A 3,357-nucleotide genomic window follows, 5' to 3' on the forward strand; every position below is an offset into this window, starting at 1 on the left:
ATAATCATGAGGGCACCGGTTCAATCCCGGTTCCCGCTACAATTCAACGATTTAGCCGTTGGGTGGCTTCCACGCCTGGCGGTTTTTTATAAAAACAATGGCGGGATAGCTCAGCTGGTTAGAGCGCATGATTCATAATCATGAGGTCACCGGTTCAATCCCGGTTCCCGCTACAGAAATTTAATTATCAGGCATTTAAGAAAGTATGTTTCTTAGATGTCTTTTTGGTTTATGTAGCTTTTTATGCAAAATACCAATTTGTACAAAATAAAATGACACATGAAACATTTATAATCTGCTTCATGTGTCATTTGTCGTTTATGGGAGAAATCTTATCTTACTTGGATTACAAGATATCTTGATACGCTCCAGAAATTGTTAGGGTTGGTTATTTCAAGATAATATTGTCCTTTGTCATCTTTTTCCAGCTTGTATGAACCTTCCGGATGTGTAGTCAGGAGTTCGGCACGTTTTGAATATAGCTTGATTACCTTTTCTTTTCTGATATCAATTTCAGTAAAATATTCTTTGTTGAAATCATTGTCTTTCAATACGTCGCTTCCTTTTAGTATTTTCTGGTCTTTCAGCTCGCTTTTAGTACCGAATACATACCATGCAGTGTTCAGTGCTTTGTCCTGTGCAGCTACTGTCTTGCTCTTTTCTTCATTTTCTGCTGAGAGTTGGCTTACATTCTGAGTAAGGTCTGTCACAGCCTCATCCAGTTCAGCTATTCTGATGTTCTTTGAAGCCAATTCAGACTGGAGCGTTTCTATTTGCTGCTGTTTAGCCGCAAGTTCGGCTGTTAGATTTTCAAGTGCTCTTTTCAGCTGTGCGCTTTTGTAATTGCTGTTTTTCAGCTGTTTTTCCAGTTCGGCAATTTTTTCGCGGTTATCTTTCAGTTTCTGGCTGATGAATTTGATATCATCTTTTATTTTGTTTGCTGCCGATTGGCTTTCGATAACGCTTCCGTTCAAATCTACTCTATTTTCAGCTTCATTAATCTCACGAAATCCTTCCTGTATTTCGTTGAATGCTCCCATGATTTCGTCCAATTCCGCGTTGCGGTTTGAAAGTTCAGACATCAATGAATCATTTTGTGCCTGAAGTGCATCTTTCTTTTGTCCTAAATTGTTGCACGACGACATAAATGCTGCAACGCATACTGATAATAATAATACTTTTTTCATGATTATTGCTGTTTTATTGTTTGTTTTTATCATCTTCTTTTCCTCCTAATACAATCACTATTTCCCCTCTTGGTTCGGTTTCAGTGAAATGCTGTATGACTTCTGTCAACGAGCCGCGCACACATTCTTCGTGCAGTTTCGATATTTCTCTGCATACGGCTACCTGACGTTCATGTCCGAAAATCTCGGAAAACTGTGTAAGGGTTTTAACCAGACGGTATGGCGATTCATAGAAAATCATTGTTCTTTTCTCATCGGCCAGTGAGTTAAGTCTTGTCATTCTTCCTTTCTTCTGTGGAAGGAATCCCTCGAAACAGAACCGTTCGTTAGGCAGACCGGAGGATACTATGGCAGGAACGAATGCTGTAGCTCCCGGCAGACACTGTACTTCTATTCCGTTTCGTACACACTCTCGTACAACCAAGAATCCCGGATCGGATATTGCCGGTGTACCAGCATCAGAAATCAGGGCAACGGTTTCGCCCGCCTTGATGCGTGTCACGATATGCTCTACTGTCTGATGTTCGTTGAATTTATGATGAGATTGCATAGGATTCTTTATGTCGAAATGCTTCAGGAGTATCCCCGAAGTACGTGTATCTTCAGCCAATATCAAATCGGCTTCTTTCAGTACGCGAATGGCGCGAAGTGTCATGTCTTCCAAATTTCCTACCGGTGTAGGAACTACATATAGTTTACCCATATTTAAGTTTTTGATGTCATTAATAGCAAAGGTAGAAAGTTTTTGCTCTTAATGGTGATTTCAAGTGCAATTTTAACAGAAGTTGTATGTTGAAAGCTTGAAAGTGCGGATTATTTTCAATTTTAGTACCTTGAAATTAGTTTTTCTAACTAAGAGTTGTATTTTTGCAATAGAATATAGATTAATCAATTATAATTTCTGATAGATGAGTACTTCTCAAAAAATTACTTTCGACAGCTTTGTCCGTGGAGTATTGGGTGTGGCTGTGTTTGCAGGTGTTCTGTATCTTCTTAATAAGTTAAGCGGTGTGTTGCTCCCCTTCTTTATTGCCTGGATAATAGCATATCTCATGTATCCGCTGGTAAAGTTTTATCAGACTAAGCTTAAAGTAAAGAACAGAGCTTTGGCCATTTTTCTTGTATTGTTGACCGTGATTGTTGTTATAGCAGGAGCCGCTTTCCTTATTGTTCCTCCTATGCTTGAAGAATATGCAAAATTGAAGTTGCTGATTGAAGCTTATTTTGCAGAGGGAGGAAGATTTACTTCCATTCCGAAGGATATAACAGAGTTTTTGCATAACAATGTAAATTGGGTATGGATACAGGAGAATCTGAATTCGGATAATCTTATTGAGGCGGTCAAGGGATTATTGCCTAAAATGTGGTCCCTTCTTTCCACTTCATACAATATTATACTGACTATATTCACTGTGTTTATCACTTTACTGTATCTGTTCTTTATATTGCTTGACTATGAAGAGATAGCCAGTGCTTGGGTTGGCTTATTGCCTGAGAAACATAAAGGTATGGTGCTTGGCATAGTGGATGATGTCAAGGATAGCATGAACAAATACTTCCGAGGTCAGGCTTTGGTGGCATTTTGTGTCGGTATTCTGTTCAGTATTGGTTTCCTTATTATAGACTTTCCTTTGGCGATAGGGCTGGGGTTGTTTATAGGACTGCTCAATATGGTGCCGTATTTGCAGATTATCGGTTTTATACCTACAATTATTTTAGCTCTATTGAAGGCCGCTGATACAGGCGAGAGCTTTTGGATAATACTTGGACTGGCATTGGTTGTGTTCTGTGTGGTACAGCTGATTCAGGATATGTACCTGGTTCCTAAAATAATGGGAAAAATTACAGGTCTGAATCCGGCGATAATTCTTCTTTCATTATCGGTTTGGGGCGCATTGATGGGTATGCTTGGAATGATTATAGCTCTACCATGTACTACATTATTGCTTTCATATTACCAAAGGTACATAAAAAACAAAGATTTGCTGTTTATTAATGGTAAGAACGAACATCCTGAAAATGAGTGACATATTGATTCCGGTGAGAATGCCTGGTCTTTTACGGTGAAAAAAATGGGAAAAATATGCGAAAAGTTTTGCAGAATTAAAAATAAGTACTACCTTTGCACTCGCAATCGGGAAACAACGATAGCAAACAGGTTTGATTCGCT

At 38.9% G+C, this 3,357-nt stretch carries 3 protein-coding genes and 1 tRNA gene; 2 read left to right on the forward strand and 2 right to left on the reverse strand.

The genetic code is table 11. The features are described from left to right. The first annotated feature begins 99 nt into the window (after nucleotides 1-99). Nucleotides 100-173 (forward strand) — tRNA-Met (locus tag QZ379_RS05220). A 159-nt stretch (nucleotides 174-332) separates the two neighbouring features. Here the strand turns inward: QZ379_RS05220 and QZ379_RS05225 are convergent. Together QZ379_RS05225 and rsmI are read right to left on the reverse strand one after the other, a co-directional pair. Further along, nucleotides 333-1,187: a hypothetical protein gene (locus QZ379_RS05225; protein ID WP_291559020.1), complete on the reverse strand. Its 855-nt coding sequence runs from the start codon at nucleotides 1,185-1,187 to the stop codon at nucleotides 333-335. Nucleotides 1,188-1,200: 13 nt separating this feature from the next. Further along, complete coding sequence (gene rsmI, locus QZ379_RS05230; RefSeq protein WP_291559021.1) at nucleotides 1,201-1,890, reverse strand: 16S rRNA (cytidine(1402)-2'-O)-methyltransferase; 690 nt, start codon at nucleotides 1,888-1,890, stop codon at nucleotides 1,201-1,203. 205 nt (nucleotides 1,891-2,095) lie between these two features. On the opposite strand from rsmI, the gene QZ379_RS05235 reads away from it, so the two are divergent. Then, nucleotides 2,096-3,214 carry an AI-2E family transporter gene (locus QZ379_RS05235; protein WP_291559022.1) on the forward strand — a complete coding sequence of 373 codons (1,119 nt, stop codon included), beginning with the start codon at nucleotides 2,096-2,098 and terminating at the stop codon, nucleotides 3,212-3,214. Nucleotides 3,215-3,357 lie beyond the last annotated feature (143 nt).

This window comes from Bacteroides sp., from assembly GCF_019417265.1.
Lineage (GTDB): Bacteria > Bacteroidota > Bacteroidia > Bacteroidales > Bacteroidaceae > Phocaeicola.

Bases quoted from the DNA above. Each gene is read 5' to 3' on its own strand.
- QZ379_RS05225 (WP_291559020.1), bottom strand. From the start codon at position 1,187: ATGAAAAAAGTATTATTATTATCAGTATGCGTTGCAGCATTTATGTCG.
- rsmI (WP_291559021.1), bottom strand. From the start codon at position 1,890: ATGGGTAAACTATATGTAGTTCCTACACCGGTAGGAAATTTGGAAGAC.
- QZ379_RS05235 (WP_291559022.1), top strand. From the start codon at position 2,096: ATGAGTACTTCTCAAAAAATTACTTTCGACAGCTTTGTCCGTGGAGTA.